At 60.1% G+C, this 23,101-nt stretch carries 24 protein-coding genes and 1 pseudogene; 6 read left to right on the top strand and 19 right to left on the bottom strand.

Going from position 1 to position 23,101, the window contains the following annotated elements:
• Positions 1 to 48: 48 nt before the first annotated feature.
• A complete protein-coding gene (locus ACWHXD_RS09880; RefSeq protein ID WP_499083889.1) occupies positions 49 to 1,671 on the bottom strand; it encodes a M10 family metallopeptidase C-terminal domain-containing protein in 1,623 nt (540 codons plus the stop codon).
• Positions 1,672 to 2,359: 688 nt separating this feature from the next.
• On the opposite strand from ACWHXD_RS09880, the gene ACWHXD_RS09875 reads away from it, so the two are divergent.
• The gene (locus tag ACWHXD_RS09875; RefSeq protein WP_499085082.1) at positions 2,360 to 3,250 is read left to right on the top strand and encodes a hypothetical protein; all 891 of its coding nucleotides are present in this window, start codon (positions 2,360 to 2,362) and stop codon (positions 3,248 to 3,250) included.
• 34 nt (positions 3,251 to 3,284) lie between these two features.
• Here the strand turns inward: ACWHXD_RS09875 and ACWHXD_RS09870 are convergent.
• Positions 3,285 to 3,884 (bottom strand): annotated as a pseudogene (locus ACWHXD_RS09870) (M10 family metallopeptidase C-terminal domain-containing protein); the annotation flags it as partial.
• A gap of 321 nt (positions 3,885 to 4,205) precedes the next feature.
• Between ACWHXD_RS09870 and ACWHXD_RS09865 the strand changes: the two are divergent.
• On the top strand, positions 4,206 to 4,433 hold the full coding sequence (locus ACWHXD_RS09865; protein WP_032892664.1) for a hypothetical protein: 228 nt from the start codon (positions 4,206 to 4,208) through the stop codon (positions 4,431 to 4,433).
• A gap of 892 nt (positions 4,434 to 5,325) precedes the next feature.
• Here the strand turns inward: ACWHXD_RS09865 and ACWHXD_RS09860 are convergent.
• From ACWHXD_RS09860 to ccmA, 12 genes are all read right to left on the bottom strand, one after another.
• Positions 5,326 to 6,843 carry a M57 family metalloprotease gene (locus ACWHXD_RS09860; RefSeq protein ID WP_138762094.1) on the bottom strand — a complete coding sequence of 506 codons (1,518 nt, stop codon included), beginning with the start codon at positions 6,841 to 6,843 and terminating at the stop codon, positions 5,326 to 5,328.
• A 402-nt stretch (positions 6,844 to 7,245) separates the two neighbouring features.
• The gene (gene phnN / locus ACWHXD_RS09855) at positions 7,246 to 7,818 is read right to left on the bottom strand and encodes a phosphonate metabolism protein/1,5-bisphosphokinase (PRPP-forming) PhnN (RefSeq protein ID WP_032892667.1); all 573 of its coding nucleotides are present in this window, start codon (positions 7,816 to 7,818) and stop codon (positions 7,246 to 7,248) included.
• Between the two features lie 262 nt (positions 7,819 to 8,080).
• Positions 8,081 to 8,476, bottom strand: a complete 396-nt coding sequence (locus ACWHXD_RS09850) for a hypothetical protein (RefSeq protein ID WP_032892669.1) — start codon at positions 8,474 to 8,476, stop codon at positions 8,081 to 8,083.
• Positions 8,477 to 8,492: 16 nt separating this feature from the next.
• Positions 8,493 to 9,683, bottom strand: coding sequence for a c-type cytochrome biogenesis protein CcmI (ccmI, locus tag ACWHXD_RS09845; RefSeq protein ID WP_032892671.1), 1,191 nt, complete (start codon positions 9,681 to 9,683; stop codon positions 8,493 to 8,495).
• Entirely contained in the window at positions 9,676 to 10,149 is a 474-nt protein-coding gene (locus tag ACWHXD_RS09840) for a cytochrome c-type biogenesis protein (protein ID WP_003189960.1), read from the bottom strand. The genes ccmI and ACWHXD_RS09840 overlap by 8 nt, the downstream gene beginning before the upstream one ends.
• Positions 10,146 to 10,682, bottom strand: a complete 537-nt coding sequence (locus ACWHXD_RS09835; protein ID WP_032892673.1) for a DsbE family thiol:disulfide interchange protein — start codon at positions 10,680 to 10,682, stop codon at positions 10,146 to 10,148. Before ACWHXD_RS09835 ends, ACWHXD_RS09840 begins: the two co-directional genes overlap by 4 nt.
• The gene (locus ACWHXD_RS09830) at positions 10,679 to 12,667 is read right to left on the bottom strand and encodes a heme lyase CcmF/NrfE family subunit (protein WP_032892675.1); all 1,989 of its coding nucleotides are present in this window, start codon (positions 12,665 to 12,667) and stop codon (positions 10,679 to 10,681) included. The genes ACWHXD_RS09835 and ACWHXD_RS09830 overlap by 4 nt, the downstream gene beginning before the upstream one ends.
• Before the next feature lie 3 nt (positions 12,668 to 12,670).
• Positions 12,671 to 13,129 (bottom strand): cytochrome c maturation protein CcmE, encoded by a 459-nt coding sequence (ccmE, locus tag ACWHXD_RS09825; RefSeq protein ID WP_034135169.1) that lies wholly within the window; start codon positions 13,127 to 13,129, stop codon positions 12,671 to 12,673.
• Complete coding sequence (gene ccmD / locus ACWHXD_RS09820; protein ID WP_003172771.1) at positions 13,126 to 13,302, bottom strand: heme exporter protein CcmD; 177 nt, start codon at positions 13,300 to 13,302, stop codon at positions 13,126 to 13,128. Before ccmD ends, ccmE begins: the two co-directional genes overlap by 4 nt.
• Positions 13,299 to 14,054, bottom strand: coding sequence for a heme ABC transporter permease (locus ACWHXD_RS09815; RefSeq protein ID WP_032892679.1), 756 nt, complete (start codon positions 14,052 to 14,054; stop codon positions 13,299 to 13,301). The genes ccmD and ACWHXD_RS09815 overlap by 4 nt, the downstream gene beginning before the upstream one ends.
• Before the next feature lie 87 nt (positions 14,055 to 14,141).
• Positions 14,142 to 14,810, bottom strand: a complete 669-nt coding sequence (ccmB, locus tag ACWHXD_RS09810) for a heme exporter protein CcmB (protein ID WP_003189951.1) — start codon at positions 14,808 to 14,810, stop codon at positions 14,142 to 14,144.
• Positions 14,807 to 15,442 carry a cytochrome c biogenesis heme-transporting ATPase CcmA gene (gene ccmA, locus ACWHXD_RS09805; RefSeq protein ID WP_138762095.1) on the bottom strand — a complete coding sequence of 212 codons (636 nt, stop codon included), beginning with the start codon at positions 15,440 to 15,442 and terminating at the stop codon, positions 14,807 to 14,809. The genes ccmB and ccmA overlap by 4 nt, the downstream gene beginning before the upstream one ends.
• A 200-nt stretch (positions 15,443 to 15,642) precedes the next feature.
• Between ccmA and fliK the strand changes: the two genes are divergently transcribed.
• Both fliK and ACWHXD_RS09795 read left to right on the top strand, forming a co-directional pair.
• The gene (gene fliK, locus ACWHXD_RS09800; protein WP_138762096.1) at positions 15,643 to 17,220 is read left to right on the top strand and encodes a flagellar hook-length control protein FliK; all 1,578 of its coding nucleotides are present in this window, start codon (positions 15,643 to 15,645) and stop codon (positions 17,218 to 17,220) included.
• Positions 17,217 to 17,546, top strand: a complete 330-nt coding sequence (locus ACWHXD_RS09795) for an EscU/YscU/HrcU family type III secretion system export apparatus switch protein (protein ID WP_003189945.1) — start codon at positions 17,217 to 17,219, stop codon at positions 17,544 to 17,546. The genes fliK and ACWHXD_RS09795 overlap by 4 nt, the downstream gene beginning before the upstream one ends.
• Before the next feature lie 1,023 nt (positions 17,547 to 18,569).
• On the opposite strand, the gene ACWHXD_RS09790 is transcribed toward ACWHXD_RS09795, so the two are convergent.
• Complete coding sequence (locus ACWHXD_RS09790) at positions 18,570 to 19,796, bottom strand: molybdopterin molybdotransferase MoeA (protein ID WP_138762097.1); 1,227 nt, start codon at positions 19,794 to 19,796, stop codon at positions 18,570 to 18,572.
• Positions 19,780 to 20,319, bottom strand: a complete 540-nt coding sequence (gene moaB / locus ACWHXD_RS09785) for a molybdenum cofactor biosynthesis protein B (protein WP_014717696.1) — start codon at positions 20,317 to 20,319, stop codon at positions 19,780 to 19,782. The genes ACWHXD_RS09790 and moaB overlap by 17 nt, the downstream gene beginning before the upstream one ends.
• Before the next feature lie 76 nt (positions 20,320 to 20,395).
• Here moaB and mobA point away from each other — a divergent pair, with 76 nt between their 5' ends.
• Together mobA and ACWHXD_RS09775 are read left to right on the top strand one after the other, a co-directional pair.
• Positions 20,396 to 20,998 (top strand): molybdenum cofactor guanylyltransferase MobA, encoded by a 603-nt coding sequence (mobA, locus tag ACWHXD_RS09780; protein WP_138762099.1) that lies wholly within the window; start codon positions 20,396 to 20,398, stop codon positions 20,996 to 20,998.
• 79 nt (positions 20,999 to 21,077) lie between these two features.
• Positions 21,078 to 21,299: a YgdI/YgdR family lipoprotein gene (locus ACWHXD_RS09775; protein WP_003189935.1), complete on the top strand. Its 222-nt coding sequence runs from the start codon at positions 21,078 to 21,080 to the stop codon at positions 21,297 to 21,299.
• Between the two features lie 55 nt (positions 21,300 to 21,354).
• Here the strand turns inward: ACWHXD_RS09775 and ACWHXD_RS09770 are convergent, their stop codons facing one another.
• From ACWHXD_RS09770 to ACWHXD_RS09760, 3 genes are all read right to left on the bottom strand, one after another.
• Entirely contained in the window at positions 21,355 to 22,245 is an 891-nt protein-coding gene (locus ACWHXD_RS09770; protein ID WP_032892686.1) for a pseudouridine synthase, read from the bottom strand.
• Between the two features lie 69 nt (positions 22,246 to 22,314).
• Entirely contained in the window at positions 22,315 to 22,650 is a 336-nt protein-coding gene (locus tag ACWHXD_RS09765; RefSeq protein WP_003189932.1) for a hypothetical protein, read from the bottom strand.
• Between the two features lie 74 nt (positions 22,651 to 22,724).
• Entirely contained in the window at positions 22,725 to 22,961 is a 237-nt protein-coding gene (locus ACWHXD_RS09760) for a glutaredoxin family protein (protein ID WP_138762100.1), read from the bottom strand.
• Between the last annotated feature and the right edge of the window lie 140 nt (positions 22,962 to 23,101).

Genomic DNA, 23,101 nt, shown 5'->3' with positions numbered 1-23,101 from the left:
CGCCTTGCTTCAAGCAATGGCGACCGTCAAAGGTGCGCGATCACGTCGTTAGAGATAACCGCCATCTTTGATGTTGAGCCCAATGACATCTTCCGGGCTGATCATTCGGGTGCTTTTGATCAGGAAGTCGGTCTTGCCATCGCCATCCAGGTCGATCGCCAACAGGTAACGTCCCGACAGCGGATTGAACTTGATGATGGTGTCACCCGCAGCCCCCGTGTAGTTATCGACGAAGTTCAACGTGACCTTGCCGTCGAGCGCCATTTGCGACAGATCGATCTTGTCTTGCCCGGTTTTGAAGTCCAGTAACAAGTCGGCGTTGGCACGGGTTGAATCGCTGAAGGCATTGAACTTGAAGGTGTTCCAACCCTCGCCGCCCACCAGCGTATCGGCCCCTGCACCACCGGTCAGTACGTTATCGGCGCTGTTACCAATGATGCGATCGTTACCGTGGCCCCCCACGGCATTTTCGATGACGGTCTTCTCGCCGATCCTGACGTTTTCCCTCATCCCGCCTACGCTGGACAGCGCACCACCACGCAAGTCGATGATTTGATCCTGCTTGAAGCCAGAGAAATCAAAGGTGTCGTTCCCGCGCTGATCCCAGATATTGAATTTGGGTTTATCGGACGCTGACGTCAGGGTAGTTTCCAACCTGCCGGTATTCGAGTTGAACCCGTAGGTGGTGTCGTCAGTCCTGGTGTCGCCGCCTGCCTTGGGCTGTTCAACCGCTGGCTCCTTGGTGCCGCTTGCCTTGGGCTGTTCAACCACCGGCTCCTTGGTGCCGCTTGCCTTGGGCTGTTCAGCCACTGGCTCCTTGGTGCCGCTTGCCTTGGGCTGTTCAACCACCGGCTCCTTGGTGCCGCTTGCCTTGGGCTGTTCAACCACCGGCTCCTTGGTGCCGCTTGCCTTGGGCTGTTCAACCACCGGCTCCTTGGTGCCGCTTGCCTTGGGCTGTTCAACCACCGGCTCCTTGGTGCCGCTTGCCTTGGGCTGTTCAACCACCGGCTCCTTGGTGCCGCTTGCCTTGGGCTGTTCAACCACTGGCTCCTTGGTGCCGCTTGCCTTGGGCTGCTCAACCACTGGCTCCTTGGTGCCGCTTGCCTTGGGCTGCTCAACCACTGGCTCCTTGGTGCCACTTGCCTTGGGCTGCTCAACCACTGGCTCCTTGGTGCCACTTGCCTTGGGCTGCTCAACCACTGGCTCCTTGGTGCCACTTGCCTTGGGCTGCTCAACCACTGGCTCCTTGGTGCCACTTGCCTTGGGCTGCTCAACCACTGGCTCCTTGGTGCCACTTGCCTTGGGCTGCTCAACCACTGGCTCCTTGGTGCCACTTGCCTTGGGCTGCTCAACCACTGGCTCCTTGGTGCCACTTGCCTTGGGCTGCTCAACCACTGGCTCCTTGGTGCCACTTGCCTTGGGCTGCTCAACCACTGGCTCCTTGGTGCCACTTGCCTTGGGCTGCTCAACCACTGGCTCCTTGGTGCCGCCGCGTGGCTTTAGCCGATCAGTTAATGGCGTTTTGTAGCCGCTCGGCTTGGGCTTAGTCGTTACTGGCTTGGTATCGCCGTCCGAGATGGGCTGATCCGCTGCCGGTTTGGTTTCGCCGTTTGACTTGGGCTCAGCAGTGGGTTCGGTATCTGCCTGTGGCTTCGAATAGCACTGAGCCATTACCACTTTGCCGGAATTAACGTCTCCAAGTTGAAGCAGCCCGGAGTTCAGGCTCGATCCATACATTCGCTGTAGGCCAGTGCGCTCACCTACCAGCGGAGCGGAAAGACTAAGTAACTTGGAGCTTGTCGAGACGTGGTTGTCTGCTGCGGAGTTCGCATTGCCGTGAGAAGACTTAGCGGCTTCACTACCTCCCTGGTTTCCAGGATGTGCCAGCGATGACGGCTGAGGAGTCACGCTCGGCGTGGGCATATAGTGGTTTGCAGCGGATGGTTTGACATTAATCATAATTAAGTTTTCTCAGTTAGTTAAAAACAACAACACGACACTTCACAAGTAAGGCACCCATGAATTCTTAAATAGCCGATCTCAAACATGACCACTCAAACTTTTCAGCGAGCGTCATAAAACAGCCAAGTTATTACGTGTAGTCAGCACTTAGGCTTGGCCTGATGTTTCACTCATAACAGCGATGGACTTGAATAGACTCAGCGCGCGTCTGACATTGAATGGTTCCACCTTCAACCCCGCGCGGAAAACGCCGACTGATCAAAAGCCGACGCGTGCATCGCGCGGGACTGACCTGAATGGGTATTGAAGCCATAGGCCGGTCTTGAATTTCGAATGAAAGCTTTCGGCTCACACGGATCTGTACAAGGGATGGGTCTGGGCTCACACGGAACCGGGCGTGGCTGTGGCTCACACGGATCTGGACGTGGCTGCGGCTCACGCGGGTATGGTCGCGGCCTCGGTTCACACGGATCCGGACGTGGTTGTGGCTCACACGGATCTGGACGTGGCTGCGGCTCACGCGGATATGGACGCGGCTTCGGTTCATACGGATCCGGACGTGGCTGTGGCTCACACGGATCTGGACGTGGCTGCGGCTCACGCGGATATGGACGCGGCTTCGGTTCACACGGATCCGGACGTGGCTGTGGTTCACGCGGGTCTGGACGCGGCTGCGGTTCACGTGGATCCGGACGTGGCTGTGGTTCACGCGGGTCTGGACGTGGCTTCGGTTCACGTGGATCCGGACGTGGCTGTGGTTCACGCGGATCCGGACGTGGTTGTGGTTCACGCGGGTCTGGACGCGGCTGCGGTTCACGTGGATCCGGACGTGGCTTCGGTTCACATGGATCCGGGCGTGGTTGTGGTTCACGCGGGTTTGGACGCGGTTTCGGTTCACGTGGATCCGGACGTGGCTTCGGTTCACGCGGATCCGGACGTGGTTGTGGTTCACGCGGGTCTGGACGCGGTTTCGGTTCACGTGGATTCGGACGTGGCTTCGGTTCACATGGATCCGGGCGCGGCTTCGGCTCACACGGAACCGGGCGCGGCTTCGGCTCACACGGATCCGGACACGGCTTCGGCTCACACGGAACCGGACACGGCTTCGGCTCACACGGATCCGGACGTGGTTTCGGTTTTGGCTCCTCCGGTTTTGGTTCCGGCTTGGGTTTGGGCTCCTCGGGCTGAGGACGCGGCGCAGGCTTGGGGTCTTTCGGTTCAGGGTTTGCCGTTGGGGTGTCGCCCAACGCCAAGACATCACCTGCTTTTATCTGGCCGAGGCTTTTGATTAATAGGTCTGCCTTACCGTTACCCGTCAGATCCAGGGCCAGACTCCCTTCGTTGCTACCCTGGTTGTAACTTATCACCGCCTGACCGGGTTGACCGGTAAGGCGTTCGACGTATTTAAGCGCACTGAGATTCGCCTGTTTCAGGACGGCGCGAACATCAATCTTGTCGGAGCCACTCTGAAAATCCAGAATGACGTCGGGGTTATCCGGGGTGGAGTCACTGGCGTGATCATAAACGAAGGTATCTGCACCGCCCCCCCCTGACAACCGGTCTGCTCCCCCGCCTCCTTTGAGACGATTGGCAACAGCATTACCTATCAGGGCATCATGGCCCTTACCGCCCACTGCGTTTTCCAGTATGACGCCCTTGGCAACGGAGACATTACCCTTCAACGCGCCCACATCCGAAAAGGACTCGGCATTGAGGTTGATTTTCTGATTCTGCGAATACCCGGAGAAATCCAGAGTGTCGTTGCCTCCCCCATCCCACACACAGAAAATAGGATTGTCATTCGCCGACTTCAAACTAAGCGCTTCACGGTTCGTATTGGAATTAAACCCATAGGTCGTGTCGGTATTGCGTGTTTTAGTATTCGCCCCATAAAGTTTCTGGGCAGCCGCTATGTCATCCATCATCGGCGCAGAGGGGTACAGCGATTTGAAGTCATGCCCGGGCTGATTTTTCTCCGAAAAGTAACTCATGACTGAACGCGCTTGAGTATCCCCGGCATACGTTGCGTGACGTCCATAGTTACCGTTACCGTCATAGTTTCCCGGATGCTCCAACCCAAGGGCGTGGCCTAGTTCATGAACTAAAACCATACGAAAGAAATGCCCCGGTGACGGGTTCGCGCCCACATTCTGCGTTCCAATGTTTGCGGAAGTCTGGGTCATATACCGATGGGGAAGTGAAGCCACCCCTCCCGAGGAGTCGGGCATGTCATTGATATCAACATGGCCGTCACCATGCAGCGCTTTTTCGGTAAATGTCACGTTAGCGACATCCTCCCAGGACTGCATTGCCTGCCTGGCTTGCTCTGCCTGCTGTGGAGTGAAGCCCTTGGCGACGCGATAGGACAACGTGGTTTTGCCGTCACCGTTATTGTCATGAACCTTGTAACCGCCGCGGGTGAGCTGTTTCCCAGCCTGTTGCGAAGTGAACACCGGCTTTTTGCTGTTTAGCGTAGATACCTCAGCAGGGCCCTCAGGGCTGAAACTGCTCCCGGGAACCAGCGCTTGGGGCACACCAACATTAGTTGTGGATGGTCCTGGCATTCTCATAAACCAAAGTCCTCATAAAAATCAGACTCGAACGATAAAATTTAAAACATTCGAGATACCGATTCCCGCCCAACAAGAGCAGCAGTAGTTATCGGCACCGCTTTAAATTCGCACACTCCCTAGCCGCAGGCCAGCGACGAATTAATTCAACTCGACACACTCTAAAATTTAAAAACACTTTGACCCAACAACCGAAAAACTCTGAAATCGCAGTAGCGGAACCACCGACCGGCAAAAACGATAAGCACCTGTTTTATATGAAAATAAAATTCCACAACCACGCTCACGGTCATTTTTATTGCAAAGCATTATTCACAATCAGACAAGACCCTGACCGTACAAAAACATATACCTGACTTAAAACTTTTAACGCACCCTACACAGCAGTTTGATTAAAGGGCGAATAGTAGAATATGAAGTGAAGGAAAAAATCCAAAGGGTGCATAGAGGGGTTTTATGTCTGGCCCTCAACGGTAATTCAAGGCACTGCAACAGCCGATCAGGCTGATCTCGCCCAAACGCAATCATGATAAACATACGGATGCTACGGCCAATGAATAGCTGTGCAAAACGCGCGAAGCGATTGCCCCATGGGCCGACGAAACAGGAAGGAATCACCGAGATAGCCCGGTGAAAAGCGCACCACATGAATATGAGCGTGTCTGGGGGGGTAACGATGCTGCACGTGACAGGCAGGCTTGAACGCGATGCCGCGCACGTCCAAACCTGGAGAGAAGGAAACCTGGGTAACGGCTTTTAAAGCAGGAAGGTGTTCACTGATCGAAGAGTGGGCTCAGCTGAATATCGACCACACCCTGTTGAGGAAGCCTTTGAACGACGAAAAAATTTTCTCGAAAAACCCTCCTCCGGGCCGAGGGGCCGGTTCAGGTTCGGGCTCAGGCTCGGGTTCAGTCGGCTCTGAAGTAGGCGCCGGGATGGGGTCCGAAACAGGCACGACAGGGGGGCCCGGCGTCGGCGTCACGGTCGGCGCTTGCCCGTTCCAGATCACGTCCGTCTGTTTGATCTGGCTTTGGCTGACCACCAGGAGGTCCGCCGAGCCATTGCCCGTCGTATCTACCGCCAATGTGAAACGACCGGTTTTCGGGTCCTGGCCGAGCACGGCGTCCCCGGCTTTGCCGCTCAATCGTTCAGAGAAATTCAACGCTTTGAGCCCCGCCTCCTGAAGAACGCCGGCCAGGTCGATCTTGTCGATCCCGCTTTGGAAGTCCTGGATGATGTCAGGTTTTTGCGCGGTTGAATCGCTGGCACGGTGGTAGACAAAGGTGTCTGCCCCAGCGCCACCGAACAACGTGTCAGCCCCCCTGCCACCCGTAAGGCGATTATTGCCCTCGTTTCCCGTCAAGGTATCGTTGCCAGCACCGCCAATGGCGTTTTCCACCATGACGCCCTTGGCAACCGACACATTCCCGCGCAAGCCACCCACATCCGAAAACGCCTCGGCCTTGAGGTTAATGGTTTGGTTCTGGGTGAACCCGGAAAAATCGAGTGTGTCGTTACCCCCGCCATCCCAAACGGTGAAAATCGGTTTGTCACTCCCCCGTTTAAGGCTGTACACCTCCCGACCAGAATTGGAATTGAAGCCGTAGGTGGTGTCGGTATTGCGGGTTTTGGTATTGGCGCCGTAAAGCCGCTGTGCCGCGGCGATATCGTCCATCATCGGTGCCGCTGGGCTGAGCCGGGCAAAATTGTGGCCGGGCTGATGGGTCTCGTCCCAATAACTCATGACACTGCGTGCCTTGGTGTCCTGGGCGTATTCGGCATTGCGCCCGTAATTGAAGCCCTGGCCATCGTATTGACCTGGATGGCTCAGCCCCAAGGTATGCCCCAGTTCATGGATCAACAAACCCAGGAAGTGACTGCCCATTGTCGGGTTCTGCCCGCCGTAGGTGCCTATGTTGGCTTGGGGTTTCGCATAATAACCGGACGGTAAGTTCGCATAGCCTGCCGACCCGCCAATCCCATTGATAGTGATGTTGCCATCGGTGTTTGAGCCCTTTTCAACAAATTGGATATTAGCAACATCGGCCCAGTATTGAAGGGCTTGCCTGGCTCGCTCTTTCTGAGCTGCATTGAACCCCCCGCTGAAGTTGAAACCCACGACAATTTTGCCATCTCTATTACTGTCTTTAAATTTGAAACCATTGCGCGTGATATGTTTCGCCGCCTGGTCCGTGGTGAAAGATTTTTTATTATTGGCCCAGAGAATAACTTGATTCTCATCGGCGGAGAAATGCGAGTGCGACGTCTCTGGGACATGCGACTGGGTAGACTGCCTAACCGGGATATGCATGGTGCTTTATTACTCTGAACAGTGAAATGACCCGTCCATGTATAGAAGTTATCGATGCTGACTGATCCATTACCAGCCCGATAAAGCTCCCATATTGAAAATATCTTCACCATCGCTAATTCTTTGCAAGAACCCACTATAAACACGCTCGCAAAAAATCCGCACAAGTTTTATTCAGCGCAACCTACCCACCCTTATTGACTGACCGCGACACGCCCTAACACAACAGACATAAAAAGCCGCCAAAAAATCAACTTAATTGGCCCACTCATCAACTTTAAAATATCCAGTAAACCAAACAAACATATCAGCGAAAAATAAGCTGGGTGCCGGGGTTTTATCGCAGCTCTGACATCACCACGCACTACATGAACGTATTGCCCCACCCTACCGAGATTGGGCTCAGGTGCATACGCTATGCCCGTGGTCCAGGCAGCACAGCAAGCGTTCGACGGTATGCGCCAGCGGGCCGGAATTGTCCAATACGAACAAACCGGCGCCATGACCGGCAATCAACTCGGCAGTGAACCGCGCATTGCGCGCCAGGCGTTCCTCGATGTCCTCCAATGACTCCCGCCCACGAGCAATCAGACGTTGGCGCAGCACCGCTTGATCCACCGTCAGCAGCAATACCAGCAAGGTCGGATAACGCTCGCGGGTCTGCGCCAGGTGGGCACGGGAGCCATTGACCAGCACGTCGTCCCCGGCGGCCAACCACTCGTCGATCTCCTTGGGAATGCCGTAAGACAAGCCATTAGCCTGCCAGCTCAAGGCAAATGCGCCCTCGGCCTCCATGGCCGCAAACTGCTCGGGGCTCACCCCTTGCGCCGCTTCGCCCACCGCCTCCGCCGACCGTGTGATCACCCGTCGCACCATACGGCACCCACGCTCGACCAGGCGTGGACGTGCGGCATCCAGCAGACTGTCTTTGCCCGAACCCGATGGCCCGATGAGATAGATCAACCTGCCTGCCATTAAAAACCCTCTTCGCTTGTCTCCAGACCGGTACATCCCCGGCCCCACTGCGCAGCGCCTGGTTTACACCTGGGAGGCCGCGTCGTCGTAGTCGTAAGAAAGTATACCTAGCAATCATTCCCACGCTAGGCCAGCGATGGCCACATTACGCCAGGGCGCTGCGCATTCGGCGCATACACCGGGCTTGAATGGCTTAGCCCTGCCATGATCGACACAGTGCATTTGAAAGCCATGAAAAAGGCGACCCTCAGGTCGCCTTTCCTCATTGCGCGTACTGCTTGCTCAACCCCGGCGGCACGCCTTGCACGTTGGTTTCTTCCCAGGGCCCGTTGGGGCTGATGGAGCGGCTCCAGCCGTTGCTCCAGCGGTAGTAGGTGCGCTGGCGGTAGAAGGTGTCAGGCTGATCGTCCAGCACGTAAACCTGCATCTTGCCGTCCCAGTGGCTGGCGGCGCCCGGCGGTGGGGCGAAGGTCGGGGATTTGCTTGGCAGGGGTTTGGGCGGCGGCGTCACCGGGCCCGAAGGTTTGGTGTTCGGCTGGGTTGAGGGGCCTGACGGTGGAATAGTCGGGCCGGTTGGCGCCGCAGGTGGGCGGTGGACCGCACAGGCGCTCAGGCCGAGTACCAGGCTGAGCAGGGTGATGCGTGCAAATGCGGTCATGGGTGTGTCCTCAGAATTACTGGTCCGGAGTGTCGATGGTCAATTGCTGCAGTGCAGTGGTGCTGCTGGCCAACGGTTGGCTGCGGCCGATCCATTCGCCAGTGGTCGGTTGGCCGGCCCGGGATATGCGCGCAACCAGTTGGACTTCGGGGAAGTTGGACAGTTTCAACTGCGGCATCATCGCGTCAGCATCGCCCAGTTCGACGGTGACCGGCAATGCGTCGACGGTCACGCGCTTGGCCGCCAAGGGCGCCGGCGGGCCGTTAACGGCGCGGGCGAAGATGAACACGCTGTCGCCTGGCAGGGCTTTGGCTTTGACCTCGGCGGATAGGTCCACACGCACTTTCAGCAGCGCCTTGGGCGCCTGTACGACGCTGCCACCGCTCTCCTTGAGCTTCTCTGCCGCGCGATCAATCCCGCCTTGCAAGGCGACGCGGGAGTTGTCCTCTGGCGGCAATTGCGCGAGCAGGCGGTTCCAGTAGTCGATGGCTTCCTGATAACGCTGGCCCTCAAAGGCGGCGATACCCAGCAGCCCAAGGCTGGTGACTTCCTTGGGGTCGAGCTTCAAGGCTTCGTCGGTCAAGGCCTGAACCTTTGGCGACCATTGTTTGTTGTCGGCAAAGTACTGCGCTTGGGCCCATTGCCCGAGCAGTTCCGGTTGGCGCCCGGCCAATGCAACCGTACGTTCAAAGACTTTGGCGGCGTCGGCGGCACGGTCCTGGGCCATATAGGCGCGCCCAAGGAAGTACAAGCCTTCTGCCGAATCCGGTTGGGCGGCGGCGGCACGTTCCAGGCGGCGGGTCATGTCGGCCATGGACACCGGTGGCTGGGAAAACTCTCGGGTCAGTTCAACCTTGTCGCTCGCGCCATAATGCAGGTACAGCGCAACGCCCAGCACAGGCACCAGAAACGCCGCCAAAAACGGCAGTGGTTTGCCCAACCGCGATTCACGGGGTTTTTCCACGCCTTCGGTGTCGGCCAGCAACTCACGGGCCGCTTCGGCGCGGCCCGTGTCGAGTTGCGCGGTATTCAACACACCTTCGTCCTGCTGCGCTTGCAGCTCGGCGACGCGTTCCTGGTACAGCGCCACGTTCAACGCGGTGCGATCCTCTTCACGCTGGGCACGACGGCCACGCAACACAGGGATCAACAGGAAACTCAGGGCAATCAGTAGCAGCAAACCGGCTGCGAGCCAGAAATCAATCATCAGTCTTGGTGTCCAGCAATTGGTCGAGGCGTTTGCGCTCTTCAGGGGACAGCGCATCGGCGCCATCAATCGGTGCGACGCGGCGGCGGCGCACGATCACGGCCATCACCACCACGCCGGCCAGCAACAGCCCGGCCGGGCCGAACCAGAGCAGCGCAGTCTTGCCGGTGAGCGCCGGTTTGTAGCGCACGAAGTCACCGTAGCGGTCGACCATAAAGTCGATGATCTGCTGGTCGTCCTTGCCCTCCCCCAACATGCGGAAGATCTCTCGGCGCAGGTCGGTGGCGATCGGGGCGTTGGAGTCGGCGATGTCCTGGTTCTGGCACTTGGGGCAGCGCAGTTCCTTGGTCAGGTCGCGGAAACGCTCGCGCTCGGCGTCGTTGGCAAATTCATAAGTGTCGATGGCGGCATGGGCCACACCGGCCAGGCCCAGGGCTAAAACAGCTGCGGTCAACCAACGCTTCATGGCTTGGCCTCATCGACCAGAGCCTGGTACTTGGCGGCCAGTTGCTCGCGCCACACGGTTTCGTCGATCACGCCGACGTACTTGTCGCGGATCACACCTTTGGCGTCGATGAAGAAGGTTTCCGGCGCGCCGTACACGCCGAGGTTCAACCCCAGGTTGCCGTCTTCGTCGCGGATATCCAACTGGTACGGGTTATGAAATTCCGCCAGCCACTTCAAGGCCGCCGCATTGTCGTCCTTGTAGTTGATGCCGTAGATCACCACACCCTTCTCGGCCAGCTTGTTCAGCACCGGGTGTTCGACGCGGCAAGAGATGCACCAGGTGGCCCACACGTTGACCAGCGCCGGTTTGCCCTGCAAGTCGGCCTGGGTGAGGGTCTTGTCACCCTGCACCGTTGGCAGGTTGAAGGCGGGGAACGGCTTGCCGATCATCGCCGAAGGCAACTCGGCCGGGTCCAGGTACAACCCGCGATACAGAAACACCGCCACCAGCAGGAACAACGCCAGCGGCACAACCATCAACCAACGCTTCATACCGCAGCTCCCGAAAGGCCCAGCGCTTCACGCACCCGGCTCTTGACCTTGACCCGATAGCGCCGGTCCAGCGCCGCGAGCAACCCGCCGAACCCGGTGAGCAAACCGCCGAACCAGATCCAGCGCACGAAGGGTTTGACATGCACGCGCACGGCCCAGGCCCCGTCGCCCAAGGGTTCACCGAGGGCCACATACAGGTCACGGGTGAAACCGGCGTCGATGCCAGCCTCGGTCATCATCGAACTCTGCACGGTGTACAGGCGTTTTTCCGGGTGCAGCACGGCGATTTCCTTACCATTGCGCACTACGCGCACCGTGCCTTTGTCGGAGGTGAAGTTCGGCCCTTCGAAGTGCTTGGCACCTTCGAAGATGAAGTGATAACCAGCCAGGTCCATGGACTCGCCCGGCGCCAGGCGCAGGTCGCGCTCGGCGCTGTTCTGGCTGGACAGCACCACGCCAAGGGCGCACACCGCGATACCAATGTGTGCGATCTGCATGCCCCAGTAGCTGCGGGTCAGGGTGGGCAGGCCCTTGAGCAGACCCTTGTGGCGCGTCTTGTCGACGATATCCCGCGCACCCGCCAGCAACACCCAGGCCGCCAGCAGGAAGGTGGCGAGTACCGCCCAATTGAAGTCGCCGTAGGCAAACCCGGCGATCACCGCCAGGGCCACGCTGCCGAGCAGCACCGGCATCAGCATTCCCGCCAGCCATTTCACCGGGGTGTCTTTCCAGCGCACCAGCACGCCAACCGCCATCACCACCATCAACAGGCCCATCAGCGGGATGAACAACGCGTTGAAGTACGGCGGCCCCACGGACAACTTGGCGCCGCTGAGGGCATCCAACACCAGCGGGTAGAGGGTGCCGAGCAGGATCATCGACGCGGCCACCACCAGCACCAGGTTATTGCCCAGCAACAGGGTTTCTCGCGACCACAGGTTGAAACCGACCTGGCTCTTGACCACCGGGGCGCGCAGGGCAAACAGGGTGAGCGAACCGCCGACGACAAACAGCAGGAAGATCAGGATGAACACGCCGCGCTCAGGGTCCGAGGCAAACGCATGCACCGAGGTCAGCACGCCCGAGCGCACCAGGAAGGTACCGAGCAGGCTGAGGGAAAACGCCGCGATGGCGAGCAGTACCGTCCAGCTCTTGAACACGCCACGTTTTTCGGTAACGGCCAGGGAGTGAATCAGCGCGGTGCCCACCAGCCACGGCATGAAGGAGGCGTTTTCCACCGGGTCCCAGAACCACCAGCCGCCCCAGCCGAGTTCGTAGTAGGCCCACCAAGAGCCCAGGGTGATACCGATACCGAGGAAGGCCCAGGCGACGATGGTCCATGGCCGTGACCAGCGCGCCCAGGCGGCGTCGAGACGCCCGCCGAGCAAGGCGGCGATGGCGAACGCGAAGGCCACGGAAAAGCCCACATAGCCCATGTAGAGCATCGGCGGGTGCACGATCAGGCCGATATCCTGCAGCAACGGGTTGAGGTCGTGACCGTCCACCGGGATCTGCGGCAGGATGCGGGTGAACGGGTTGGAGGTCATGATCAGGAACAGCAGGAAACCGATGCTGATCATGCCCATCACCGCCAGCACCCGCGCCAGCATCACTTGCGGCAATTGGCGCGAGAACACCGAGACGGCGAAGGTCCAGCCGCCTAGGATCAAGGCCCACAGCAGCAAGGAGCCTTCGTGGGCGCCCCACACGGCGCTGAACTTGTAGTACCAGGGCAAGGCGCTGTTGGAGTTGTTGGCAACATAAGCGACAGAAAAATCGTCGGTCATGAAGGCGTAGGTCAGGCAACCAAAGGCGAACAGCAAGAAAGCGAACTGGCCCCAGGCGGCCGGCTGCGCCAGGCTCATCCACAGGCGATCGCCGCGCCAGGCACCCAGCAAGGGCACCACGGCCTGGACCACCGCAAAGCACAGCGCGAGGATCATCGCCAACTGGCCCAACTCAGGAATAAACAGTGCGGACGTCATGGCTTAGCCCTCCTTGGCTGGGGCGGCGGGCGCGGTTTGGCCGCTGTCTTTCAAGGCTTTGGTGACCTCCGGCGGCATGTATTTTTCATCGTGCTTGGCCAGCACTTCGTCAGCCACTACCACGCCGTCGGCGTTGAGCTTGCCCAGGGCGACAATGCCCTGGCCTTCGCGGAACAGGTCCGGGAGGATGCCGCGATAGGTGATGGTCACGGCCTTGTTGAAATCAGTGACCACGAAGGTGACGTCCAACGAATCGCCGGAACGCTTCAACGAGCCCTGCTCCACCATGCCGCCGGCGCGGATACGCGTATCGACCGGCGCTTCGCCATTGGCGATCTGGGTGGGCGTGTAGAACAGGTTGATATTTTGCTGCAAGGCGCTCAGGGCCAGGGTCACGGCAATGCCGACGCCGACCAGGATGGCAAGGATGATCAACAGACGCTTTCTACGCAGCGGATTCACTTTTCGGTCTCCCGGCGCAGACGTCGCGCCTCTTGTTGCAGGTAACGCTTGCGGGCCAGGATCGGCGCGGCGACGTTGAGGGCCAGCACCGCCAGGCAAATGCCATAGGCCGTCCAGACATACAGGCCGTGGTGGCCCATGGCGAGAAAATCACTGAAAGAAGCAAAACTCATCCGCGTGCTCCCAGGCAGTTTTGCACTTCGGCTTTGACCCAACTGGTACGGGCTTCACGCTTGAGCACTTCAAGGCGCATGCGCAGCAGCAATACGGCACCGAAGAAACAGTAGAAACCCAGCACCATCAGCAGCAACGGCGCCCACATTTCCACAGGCATCGCCGGTTTTTCAGTGAGGGTGAAGGTAGCGCCCTGGTGCAGGGTGTTCCACCACTCCACCGAGTACTTGATGATCGGGATGTTGATCACGCCGACAATCGCCAGCACCGCGCAGGCCTTGGCGGCGCTGTCGCGGTTGCTGATGGCGTTGCCCAAGGCGATCAGGCCGAAATACAGGAACAGCAGGATCAGCATCGAGGTCAGGCGCGCATCCCACACCCACCACGAACCCCAGGTCGGTTTGCCCCAGATTGCACCGGTCACCAGCGCCACGGCGGTCATCCACGCACCGATGGGCGCGGCGCATTGCAGGGCCACGTCGGCCAGCTTCATCTTCCAGACCAGGCCGACAATGCCGCACACCGCCAGCATCACATAGCAGGACTGGGCCAGCATCGCGGCAGGCACGTGGATATAGATGATGCGAAAGCTGTTGCCTTGCTGATAGTCCGGCGGTGCAAAGGCCAGGCCCCAGACCAGGCCGATGCCGATCAGCAGGATGGCGAAGAGACTCAACCACGGCAGCAGCTTGCCACTGATGCCATAAAACCATTTGGGCGAGCCGAGCTTGTGAAACCAGGTCCAGTTCATTGCTGTTTCCATCACGGTGCTTTTCGTCGTGGCGAAAAGCTCAGGGTCTTTACTGACTCCGCGTCGTTAACGCCGGGTCAGACCTCATTATTCGCCGACGCTGATTTTCAGGCCGGCGGCTATAGCAAAAGGTGTCAGGGTTACCGCCAGGGCGGTCAGGCTGCCAAGCCACAAGAGGTAACCGGTCGCCGGCATGCCCATGAGCGCGGCTTGCAACGCGCCGCTGCCCAGGATCAACACCGGGATATACAAAGGCAGAATCAATAGGGCCAGCAACAGCCCGCCGCGCTTCAAACCGACCGTCAACGCTGCGCCCACCGCCCCCAACAGGCTGAGCACCGGCGTGCCGAGTAACAAGGACAAGAGCAGCACCGGCAGGCATTCAACGGGCAACCCCAGCATCATGGCAAGCAGTGGCGAGAGCAAGACTAGCGCCAAGCCGGAAAAAGCCCAGTGTGCCAGTACCTTGGCCAGTACCAGAAGTGGCAAAGGGTGCGACGAAAGGACCCACTGTTCCAGGGAGCCGTCTTCGAAATCACTGCGAAACAGCCCGTCCAGCGAGAGCAGAACCGATAAAAGCGCAGCGACCCACACCAGTCCCGGGGACAAGGTTTGCAACAGTTTAGTCTCCGGGCCGACCGCCAGCGGAAACAGCGCGATCACGATGGCAAAGAACACCAGTGGGTTGGCCAGTTCGGCAGGGCGACGGCACAACAGCCGTGCCTCGCGGGCCACCAACAGGGCGAACACACTCATAGCGACCACCGCCCCAGGTCCAGCTCACGGTAGCCGGCAGGCATGCGCGCCAAGGTGTGGTGGGTAGTGAGCACCACCAGACCGCCTTGTTCGCAGTGCTGGGCCAGGTGCGCTTCGAGTTGAGCCACGCCTTGTTTGTCGAGGGCCGTGAAAGGTTCGTCGAGAATCCACAGCGGCGGGCCGGGCAAGTACAAGCGGGCCAGGGCCACACGGCGCTGCTGGCCGGCGGACAGGGTGTGGCAGGGAACGTCTTCAAAGCCCTTGAGGCCCACCGCGGCCAGGGCCTGCCAGATGGCGTCACGGGAAGCAGGATGATGCAGGGCGCTGAGCCAGCTGAGGTTTTCTTCAGCGGTGAGTACGTCCTTGATGCCGGCGGCGTGGCCGATCCAGATCAGGTTGCGCGCAAGCTCGCTACGTTGTTCGTTCAACGGCTTGCCATTGAGACGCACCACGCCGGCCGTCGGCTGCATCAGCCCGGCCAGCAGGCGCAGCAGGCTGGTCTTGCCGCTGCCATTGGGGCCACTGATTTGCACCATGTCGCCCCCCGAAAGCCGCAGGTCGAGTTGCTCGAACAGCAGGCGCAGGTCGCGTTCACAGGCAAGCGCTACGGCTTCAAGAAGAGGGCTGGTCAAAAGATCGCGGGCCTTTACGGTTCAAGTCGGCGGTGCAGCGGCCGTTATAGAGAGATGCACAATAACGGCTTTGGCGACCGATTTTAGAGAGCTGGATCAAATAGTTGTGAGGTTTTTACCGCTCTCTTTGCAGACGGGCGGCATTATACATGCGATGCCCTACTCTAAAGAGGGCAATTTCCCCAGAGACCACGCGCACGATGACCGGTGAGATCAACCTTCCTCCACTGCCGCCCACCTCAGCCCCCGGACCCGGGCCGCTGCCGGCTGCCGGCGAGCTGCTCAAGCTGCTGGAACCGCAGGCCGGGTTGATCGGCCCGGGGAAAACCGTGAACGCCGAGGTCATCGCGCTTAAACAAGGCGGCGAGGCCTTTCAACTGCTGCTCAAGTTGACCCTCGAAGGCGGTCGCCAGACCCTGGTGCAGGCCAGCAGTGCCCAGCCCTTGCCCCTGGGCAGCAACGTGGCGGTGAGCCAGACGCCTGCGGGCAACCTGGCCATCACCTTGCAGCAAGCCATGAGCGCCAACGTGGCCGCCCTCACCCGCCTCAACACCACGCAAATGCCGGTGGGCACGCTGCTGCAAGCCAAGGTGCTGACCACCCAGATGCTGCCCCAGGGCACGGCGCAACCGGCGATCTATCGTTCGCTGGTGAGTGTGCTCAATAACGCCTTGGCCGGTACCACCCTGACGTTGGAAAGCCCTCAGCCGCTGAGGGTGGGCAGCTTGCTCAGTGCCGTGGTGCAGAACGCGCAAACCCTGAACTTCGTACCGCTGAGCGGCTTGAAAGACCAACTGGCCGTGGCGCAACAGCTCGCCACCCAGCAAAGTCGCCAAGGCTCGCTGGACGCAGTGTTTACCGCCTTGCAAAACCTGCCCCGTGGCGACAGCACATCGGCTGGGCTGCGGGCCGCCGCCGAGCGATTATTGGCGGCCTTGCCCGATCTGGCGCAGGTCAGCAACCCCAAGGTACTGGCCCAGGTGGTGCAGAACAGCGGCGCCTTTCTGGAAGCCAAATTGCTTGCCGGCCAGAACCCGCAAATCCCACCGCTGGACATGAAAGGCGCGCTGTTGCGGCTGGTCGCAGACCTGCTGCCCGCCCTGCCCGCCAGCACCAACCTGAGTGCGATCCTCGCCGCCAATACCCTGGCCCAGGTGTTGCCACACTTTGTGCGCAGCCCGTTGAACACCCTCGGCCAGGTCGGCGCCCGCCAGATCCCCGCCGGCTTCCCGCTGCCCGAAAGGCTGATGGCAAAACTGGAAGGTGAAGGCGACCTGGAAAACCTGCTGCGCCTGGCCGCCGCGGCAATCTCGCGCTTGCAGAGCCATCAACTGTCGAGCCTGGAACAGACCGGCACCACCGCCGACGGCCGCTTGCAAACGACCTGGCAGTTGGAAATCCCCCTGCGCACTCTGCAAGACATCGTGCCGTTGCAGGTCAAGTTTCAACGCGAGGAGCCCGCGCCAGACAAGGACCAGACCGAGCGCAAAGATAAAAAAGACCCTAAGCAAATGCTCTGGCGCGTCGAACTGGCCTTCGACATGGAGCCACTGGGGCCGTTGCAAGTTCAGGCGCAGCTGTCCCAAGGCAAACTGTCCAGCCAGCTGTGGGCCAGCCGCCCGTTCACCGCCAGCCTGATCGAAAGCCACTTGGGCAGCCTGCGCGAGCGCCTGGTGTCATCCGGCCTCAACGTCGGCGACCTGGATTGCCACCTGGGCACCCCGCCACGCGGGCCAAAAACCGGACTGGAACAACGCTGGGTGGATGAAACCGCATGAAAAACGCCGCCCCACCCCGCCAGGCCATCGCCCTCAAGTACGACGGCCAACAGGCCCCCACTCTGACGGCCAAAGGCGATGATGCCCTGGCCGAAGCCATCCTCAAATTGGCACGGGAGAACGAAGTCCCCATCTATGAAAATCCCGAGCTGGTGAAACTGCTGGCGCGCATGGAACTGGGCGACAGCATTCCGGAAGAGCTGTACCGCACCATTGCCGAAATCATTGCATTTGCCTGGACATTGAAGGGCAAGTTCCCGGTGGGCTACGACCCGGATGCGGGGCCGGTGGAGCGGGACGTCACTGAACAGGGTGACGATTACTGATTGCTCATGAGCTCCATACACATCCAACTGTGGGAGCTGGCTTGCCTGCGATTGTGGCCTGCCAGCCGAAGCCTATCTACCTGACACCCCGCGATCCAACTTGTGGGAGCGGGCTTGCTCGCGAAGGCGGCCTGGCAGTCAACACAGTTGAATTGTGTACATATCCATTGCTGCGGTAACGGCCGCTTAGGGTTCCGCCTGACGGCGGGTCACTTTGGAAAAGAGCCCCAAAGTAACCAAAGGGCTCTTGCCCCACCACTCGGCACCTCGCCTAGGCTCGGTGTGCCCGTAATCCGCAGTGATTTGGGGGGCCGCCGCCACGCGCCATCCATGGCGCGGGGCGGCTAAACCGGCATCCCTGCCGGTTTACCCCCCAAATCCCTGTCGAATTCCGGCCAGCGTGGTTTAACGGGGCGCCTAAGATCAAAAGCAGATCAAGAGCGGCTCGCTTCGCATCGTGGTTAGCGGTGGCTGCGGCGAACTGCACAGTTGTGTAGATACCTATGCTGCGATAGCGGCGGTTCAGTCGGCCCATTTGTTCCTGATACAACGACATAGCGATCAACGGTAACTACGATGCGAAGCGAGCCGCTCTTGATCTTGATCTGCTTTTGATCTCAGGCGCCCCGTTAAACCACGCTGGCCGAACGCAGGCTTGAATTCGTGGGTAACCCGGCAGGACGCCGGGTTAGCCGCCCCGCGCCATGGATGGCGCGTGGCGGCGGCCCACGGATTCAAGCCGGAGTGAGGGCACACCGAGCCTAAGCGAGGTGCCGAGTGGTGGGGCAAGAGCGTTTTGCTTACTTTTGCGCTGTTCAAAAGTGAGCCGCCGTCAGGGCGGAACCCTAAGTGGCCGTTACCGCAGGCATGGATATGTACTCGGAATAACAGTGTCGACTGTAAGGCCGCCTTCGCGAGCAAGCCCGCTCCCACAAGTTGGATCGTTGGGGTGTCAGGTAGATAGGGGGCGGCTGGCAGGCCGCCATCGCAGGCAAGCCAGCTCCCACATTTTTAGCGCACGGGTCAGTTCAGCACTTCACTCAAGGGAATAAAATTGACCCGGTCGCCAATGGCCAACGTGGTCCCTTCCATCACCTCCACAAAACCCTCAGCCCATGCCGCACTGCGCAGCACCCCGGAGCTTTGGTTGCGGTAGATGATCGCCTTGCCCTGTTCGATCCGCCCACGCAGGTACTCGCGACGGTTGCCAGGCTTGGGCCAGACAAACCCTGCCGGCACTTCGAAGCGCAGCGGCTGCACCTCCAGCACACCTTGACGGCGTAGCAGATAAGGGCGCGCCAACAGCGCAAAGGTCACCAGGGTCGAGGCCGGGTTGCCCGGCAGGCCGATCACCGGCACGCCACGAAAATGCCCGAAGGTCAGCGGCTTGCCCGGCTTGATCGCCAGCTTCCACAACGCCAGCTCTCCCTCTTCGCGCAAAGCAATGCCGAGGAAGTCCGCCTCGCCCACCGACACACCGCCGGTCGAGAGGATCAGGTCAACGCTGCCCAACCCCGCCAGGCGCGTGCGGGTCTGTTCCAGATCATCCGGCAAAATCCCGGCATCAATCACTTCACAGCCCATGCGCGCCAACCAACTGCACAGCACGCGGCGGTTGCTGTTGTAGATCTGCCCCGGGCCGAGCGGCAGCCCTGGCTCGATCAGTTCATCGCCGGTCGACAACACGGCCACGCGCACGCGTCGCACCACCTCAAGTCGATCACGCCCAAGGGACGCGGCCAAACCCAGCTCGATGGGGCCCAGGCGGGTGCCGGCATTGAGTACGGTCTCGCCAACGGTGGTTTCCTGGCCCTGGGGACGGATGTTGTCGCCCCTCTGCAACGGCTCGGTGAAACTCACGCGCTGGTCGGCATGCACCACGGCGTTTTCCTGCATCTGCACGCAGTCCGCACCCTGGGGCACCGGCGCACCGGTAAAGATGCGTGCGCAGGTGCCTGCCGCCAAGGGTTCAGGTGCAGTGCCGGCGAAAACACGCTGGCTCACCACCAAGGGTTCGCCGGTCCAGTCCGCCAGGCGCACGGCATAGCCGTCCATGGCACTGTTGGGCCACGGCGGCAGGTCGAGTGTGGAAATCAGGTCCTGGGCCAATACCCGGCCATCACACTCAGCCAGGGGCAGCACTTGCTGTTCGCGGATCGGCGCCGCGGCGGCCATGTCGAGCAAACGTTGCAAGGCCGCTTCCACCGGCATCAGGGCGCCGGTCTTGCCGGGCTTATCCACGGGATTCACAAGGTTCGGCCTGCTTCAGATGCGGGACGAAATTGCACGGGCGGTGACGGTTATCCAACTGCTCGGCGAGGATGCCGTCCCAACCGGTGCGCACGGCATTGGTGGAGCCTGGCAGGCAGCACACCAGGGTGCCATTGGCCAACCCCGCCAGGGCGCGCGATTGCACGGTGGAGGTGCCGATATCGGCCACGGAGATCTGACGGAACAGCTCGCCGAAACCATCGACCTGCTTGTCGAGCAGGCAGCTCACTGCTTCAGGCGTGCTGTCGCGGCCGGTGAAGCCGGTGCCGCCGGTAATCAGCACCACTTGCACCACGTCTTCGGCGATCCAGTGGGCCACCTGGGCGCGAATCTTGTAGAGGTCGTCCTTGAGCAGCACGCGCTCGGCCAGGCGGTGGCCCGCGGCGGTGAGGCGGTCGACGAAGACTTGGCCGGAGGTGTCAGTCTCCAGGGTGCGGGTGTCGCTGACGGTCAATACAGCAATATTGAGGGGTACAAAGGGCGCATCGGCCTTGGCTTTCATGGCACGGTCCGGTTGTCGAAGGAACAGCCCGATGTTATATCACAGGCCCCTGTTTACCTGCCGCAGCGCAACCATCATGAGCTTTGAATTTTCCTCCCTGCCGTGTTCGTTCCTGTTGCTGGCCGGAGGTCGCGGCCAACGCATGGGCGGCCAGGACAAAGGCCTGCTGGAATGGCAAGGCCAGCCCTTGATCGCCCACCTGCACCAGCTGGCCCGGCCGCTCACCGATGACCTGATCATCTCGTGCAACCGCAACCATGAACGCTACGCGCCCTATGCCGACCAACAGGTGAGCGATGACAACCCGGACTTCCCCGGCCCGCTGGCCGGTATCCGTGCGGGACTCTTCGCCGCACGCCATGCGCATCTGCTGATCTTGCCTTGCGATGTGCCGCAGATCGATGCGCGGTTGCTGGCCGACCTGCGTGCGACCTCACGACGCAACCTGCAGCTACCGGTGATGGTGCGCCAGGGTGAAGACTGGGAACCCTTGCTGTGCATCATCCCCACAAGCCTGAAAAACCAGGTGGAACAGGCGTGGCAAGCGGGTGAACGCAGCCCGCGCAAGCTCTGGCTGCAACTGGGCGCCGTGGCCCTGCAATGCCCGGCCAATGACCCGCGCCTGGCCAATCTTAATACGCCCGAGCTGTTGCACCCCGGGGCTGGCATGTCAGAATGAAGCCTGCACAAGGAACTTTGCCGGCGTCCCGTACGTCACAAGGTCAGCAATTTAAAAGTATTCTCTCGGAGACAAACTCATGACTCAACGGACCATCGCCGCTCTCATGCTTGCACTGGGCCTCGCCACCCTCGCCGGTTGCGCTTCGCCAACAGTGATCACCCTGAATGACGGTCGCGAAATCCAGGCCGTCGACACCCCGAAGTACGATGAAGATTCGGGCTTCTACGAATTCGAACAACTGGACGGCAAGCACACCCGTATCAACAAAGATCAGGTTCGCACCGTTAAAGACCTGTAAGCCTTAGCGCTTGCACACAAGGCCCGCCTCGCGCGGGCCTTGTTGTTCCTGGGGTTTACCAGTCCAGGGTGATCTGGCTGCGGAAGCTGCGCTCCTGGCCGCTCACCGGGTCGATAAAGCGCACGCCCTGGGCCAACAGCTTGAGTGGCTTGGCGTAATCGTCCTCGGCATCCTTGATCACTTCGGGGTAGAACGGGTCATTGCAGATGCTCGCTCCCAGCGCCGTCATATGCACGCGCAACTGGTGCTTCTTGCCGGTCACCGGGAACAGGCCGTAGCGCCATAGATCGCCATTTTTCTCGCGCACCTCTACCGCCGTCTCGGTGTTGCTGGCGCCCGGCCCTTCCTGCATGCGAAAGAAAGGTTCGCCATCCACCAGGCGGCTTTTGTGCACCAACGGGAAAGTAAGGTGCGGCAAGGCCGGGGCGATGGCTTCGTAGAATTTGTCTATACGTCGCGTGGGAAACAGTTGCTGATAGGCCGAGCGGCTGTGCGGGTTAGCGGAGAACAGCACCAACCCCGCCGTATGCCGGTCGATGCGGTGCAGAGGTACCAGGGCGGGGTTGTCCAGACGCCGGATCAAGCGCCGCAACAAGGTGTGCTCGACGTACTCGCCAGCGGGTGTCACTGGCAGGAAATGCGGTTTGTCCGCTACCACCAGGTGCTCATCGGCGTACAGGATGCTTTCCTGCACCGGAATCACTTTCTCGTTGGGCACTTCGCGAAAGTAATAGATGCACAGGCCTTCCTTGTAGCCCAGGCCCAGACTGATCGGGCTGCCGTTGACATCCAGCACCCGGCCTCGGGCAATGCGGTCCAGCCACTGTTCACGGCCAATAGCCGGGAAATGTGCGCACAGGCAGTCGAGCACCGTCACCCAGGAGCCCGGCGGCAAGTACAGGGTGCTGGCTTGGTGCTGGGAGGGAGAAAAACCGGAAGTGGACATGCTGACGCTCAAAGCCTGGAAAACAGGCGGGCATTATCGCCCATGGCGTGCGATTGCCTAGGGCCTATCTCAGGCCTTGGCCAGTTGAGCCCGCAGCACCGGCGAGGCGCTTGCCGCCTCGGTGAATTCCTTGAGCCAGCGCAGCACGTCTACCGCTTCCCAACGGCCAGGGTCATACAGCGCGTAGAGCAAGCCCTGATAACCCACCACATCCAGCTGTTTGTGATAACCGGCGCGCTGGAACAGCGCCTCGATTTCCGCGAAGCAGGTGTTGAAATGCACTTTGTTAAACGGCGTCTTGCCTTCCGTGACCAGGCCATCGAGGCGCAGCTCGTTCACCGCGTCACGCACCACATCGGCGGACATGCGATTGACGCTGCTTTTAAGTTGTTCAACATTCACCACGGGCGTTCCCTCTATTCAATCGCTGTACGAATATACAGTAACTGAATATTTGGAAAGCCGCCATCGCATAAATCTCAGCGCAGGAAGGCAACCACCTGATCGGTGTCGAACGGCCAGTCCAGTTCCGCCCCGGTGTCCATGCGGCGAAGCACCGGAATACGCAGGCCGTAGACATCTGTCAGGTCCTGGGGATCGGTGATATCCACCAACTCCACCAACAACCCATGTTCGACGAGCGGCATGACTTCGGCTTCGGCGATATCACATAGATGGCAACCCAGGGTGCCGAACAGCTGGCATTCAGGAAGCATGATGAAAGGACTCAGGTCACAAAACGAACCTCCATTCTAAGCCCAACAAGCCCCTTGTAGGAGCGAGCTTGCTCGCGAAAAACTCCGGTGCGCCGCGTTCATTCAGGAACCCCGCGCTAGCGTTGACGTTTTTCGCGAGC

It is taken from the genome of Pseudomonas fjordensis (assembly GCF_976987115.1).
The sequence above is the reverse complement of the archived record's forward strand: the minus strand, read 5'-3'. Positions and strand labels throughout refer to the sequence as shown.

Excerpts from the sequence above, each read along its gene's own strand:
- ACWHXD_RS09880 (WP_499083889.1), bottom strand. The coding sequence starts at position 1,671 with ATGGCTCAGTGCTATTCGAAGCCACAGGCAGATACCGAACCCACTGCT.
- ACWHXD_RS09865 (WP_032892664.1), top strand. The coding sequence starts at position 4,206 with ATGGCCGTCACCATGCAGCGCTTTTTCGGTAAATGTCACGTTAGCGAC.
- ACWHXD_RS09860 (WP_138762094.1), bottom strand. The coding sequence starts at position 6,843 with ATGCATATCCCGGTTAGGCAGTCTACCCAGTCGCATGTCCCAGAGACG.
- phnN (WP_032892667.1), bottom strand. The coding sequence starts at position 7,818 with ATGGCAGGCAGGTTGATCTATCTCATCGGGCCATCGGGTTCGGGCAAA.
- ACWHXD_RS09850 (WP_032892669.1), bottom strand. The coding sequence starts at position 8,476 with ATGACCGCATTTGCACGCATCACCCTGCTCAGCCTGGTACTCGGCCTG.
- ccmI (WP_032892671.1), bottom strand. The coding sequence starts at position 9,683 with ATGATTGATTTCTGGCTCGCAGCCGGTTTGCTGCTACTGATTGCCCTG.
- ACWHXD_RS09840 (WP_003189960.1), bottom strand. The coding sequence starts at position 10,149 with ATGAAGCGTTGGTTGACCGCAGCTGTTTTAGCCCTGGGCCTGGCCGGT.
- ACWHXD_RS09835 (WP_032892673.1), bottom strand. The coding sequence starts at position 10,682 with ATGAAGCGTTGGTTGATGGTTGTGCCGCTGGCGTTGTTCCTGCTGGTG.
- ACWHXD_RS09830 (WP_032892675.1), bottom strand. The coding sequence starts at position 12,667 with ATGACGTCCGCACTGTTTATTCCTGAGTTGGGCCAGTTGGCGATGATC.
- ccmD (WP_003172771.1), bottom strand. The coding sequence starts at position 13,302 with ATGAGTTTTGCTTCTTTCAGTGATTTTCTCGCCATGGGCCACCACGGC.
- ACWHXD_RS09815 (WP_032892679.1), bottom strand. The coding sequence starts at position 14,054 with ATGAACTGGACCTGGTTTCACAAGCTCGGCTCGCCCAAATGGTTTTAT.
- ccmB (WP_003189951.1), bottom strand. The coding sequence starts at position 14,810 with ATGAGTGTGTTCGCCCTGTTGGTGGCCCGCGAGGCACGGCTGTTGTGC.
- fliK (WP_138762096.1), top strand. The coding sequence starts at position 15,643 with ATGACCGGTGAGATCAACCTTCCTCCACTGCCGCCCACCTCAGCCCCC.
- ACWHXD_RS09795 (WP_003189945.1), top strand. The coding sequence starts at position 17,217 with ATGAAAAACGCCGCCCCACCCCGCCAGGCCATCGCCCTCAAGTACGAC.
- moaB (WP_014717696.1), bottom strand. The coding sequence starts at position 20,319 with ATGAAAGCCAAGGCCGATGCGCCCTTTGTACCCCTCAATATTGCTGTA.
- mobA (WP_138762099.1), top strand. The coding sequence starts at position 20,396 with ATGAGCTTTGAATTTTCCTCCCTGCCGTGTTCGTTCCTGTTGCTGGCC.
- ACWHXD_RS09775 (WP_003189935.1), top strand. The coding sequence starts at position 21,078 with ATGACTCAACGGACCATCGCCGCTCTCATGCTTGCACTGGGCCTCGCC.
- ACWHXD_RS09770 (WP_032892686.1), bottom strand. The coding sequence starts at position 22,245 with ATGTCCACTTCCGGTTTTTCTCCCTCCCAGCACCAAGCCAGCACCCTG.
- ACWHXD_RS09760 (WP_138762100.1), bottom strand. The coding sequence starts at position 22,961 with ATGCTTCCTGAATGCCAGCTGTTCGGCACCCTGGGTTGCCATCTATGT.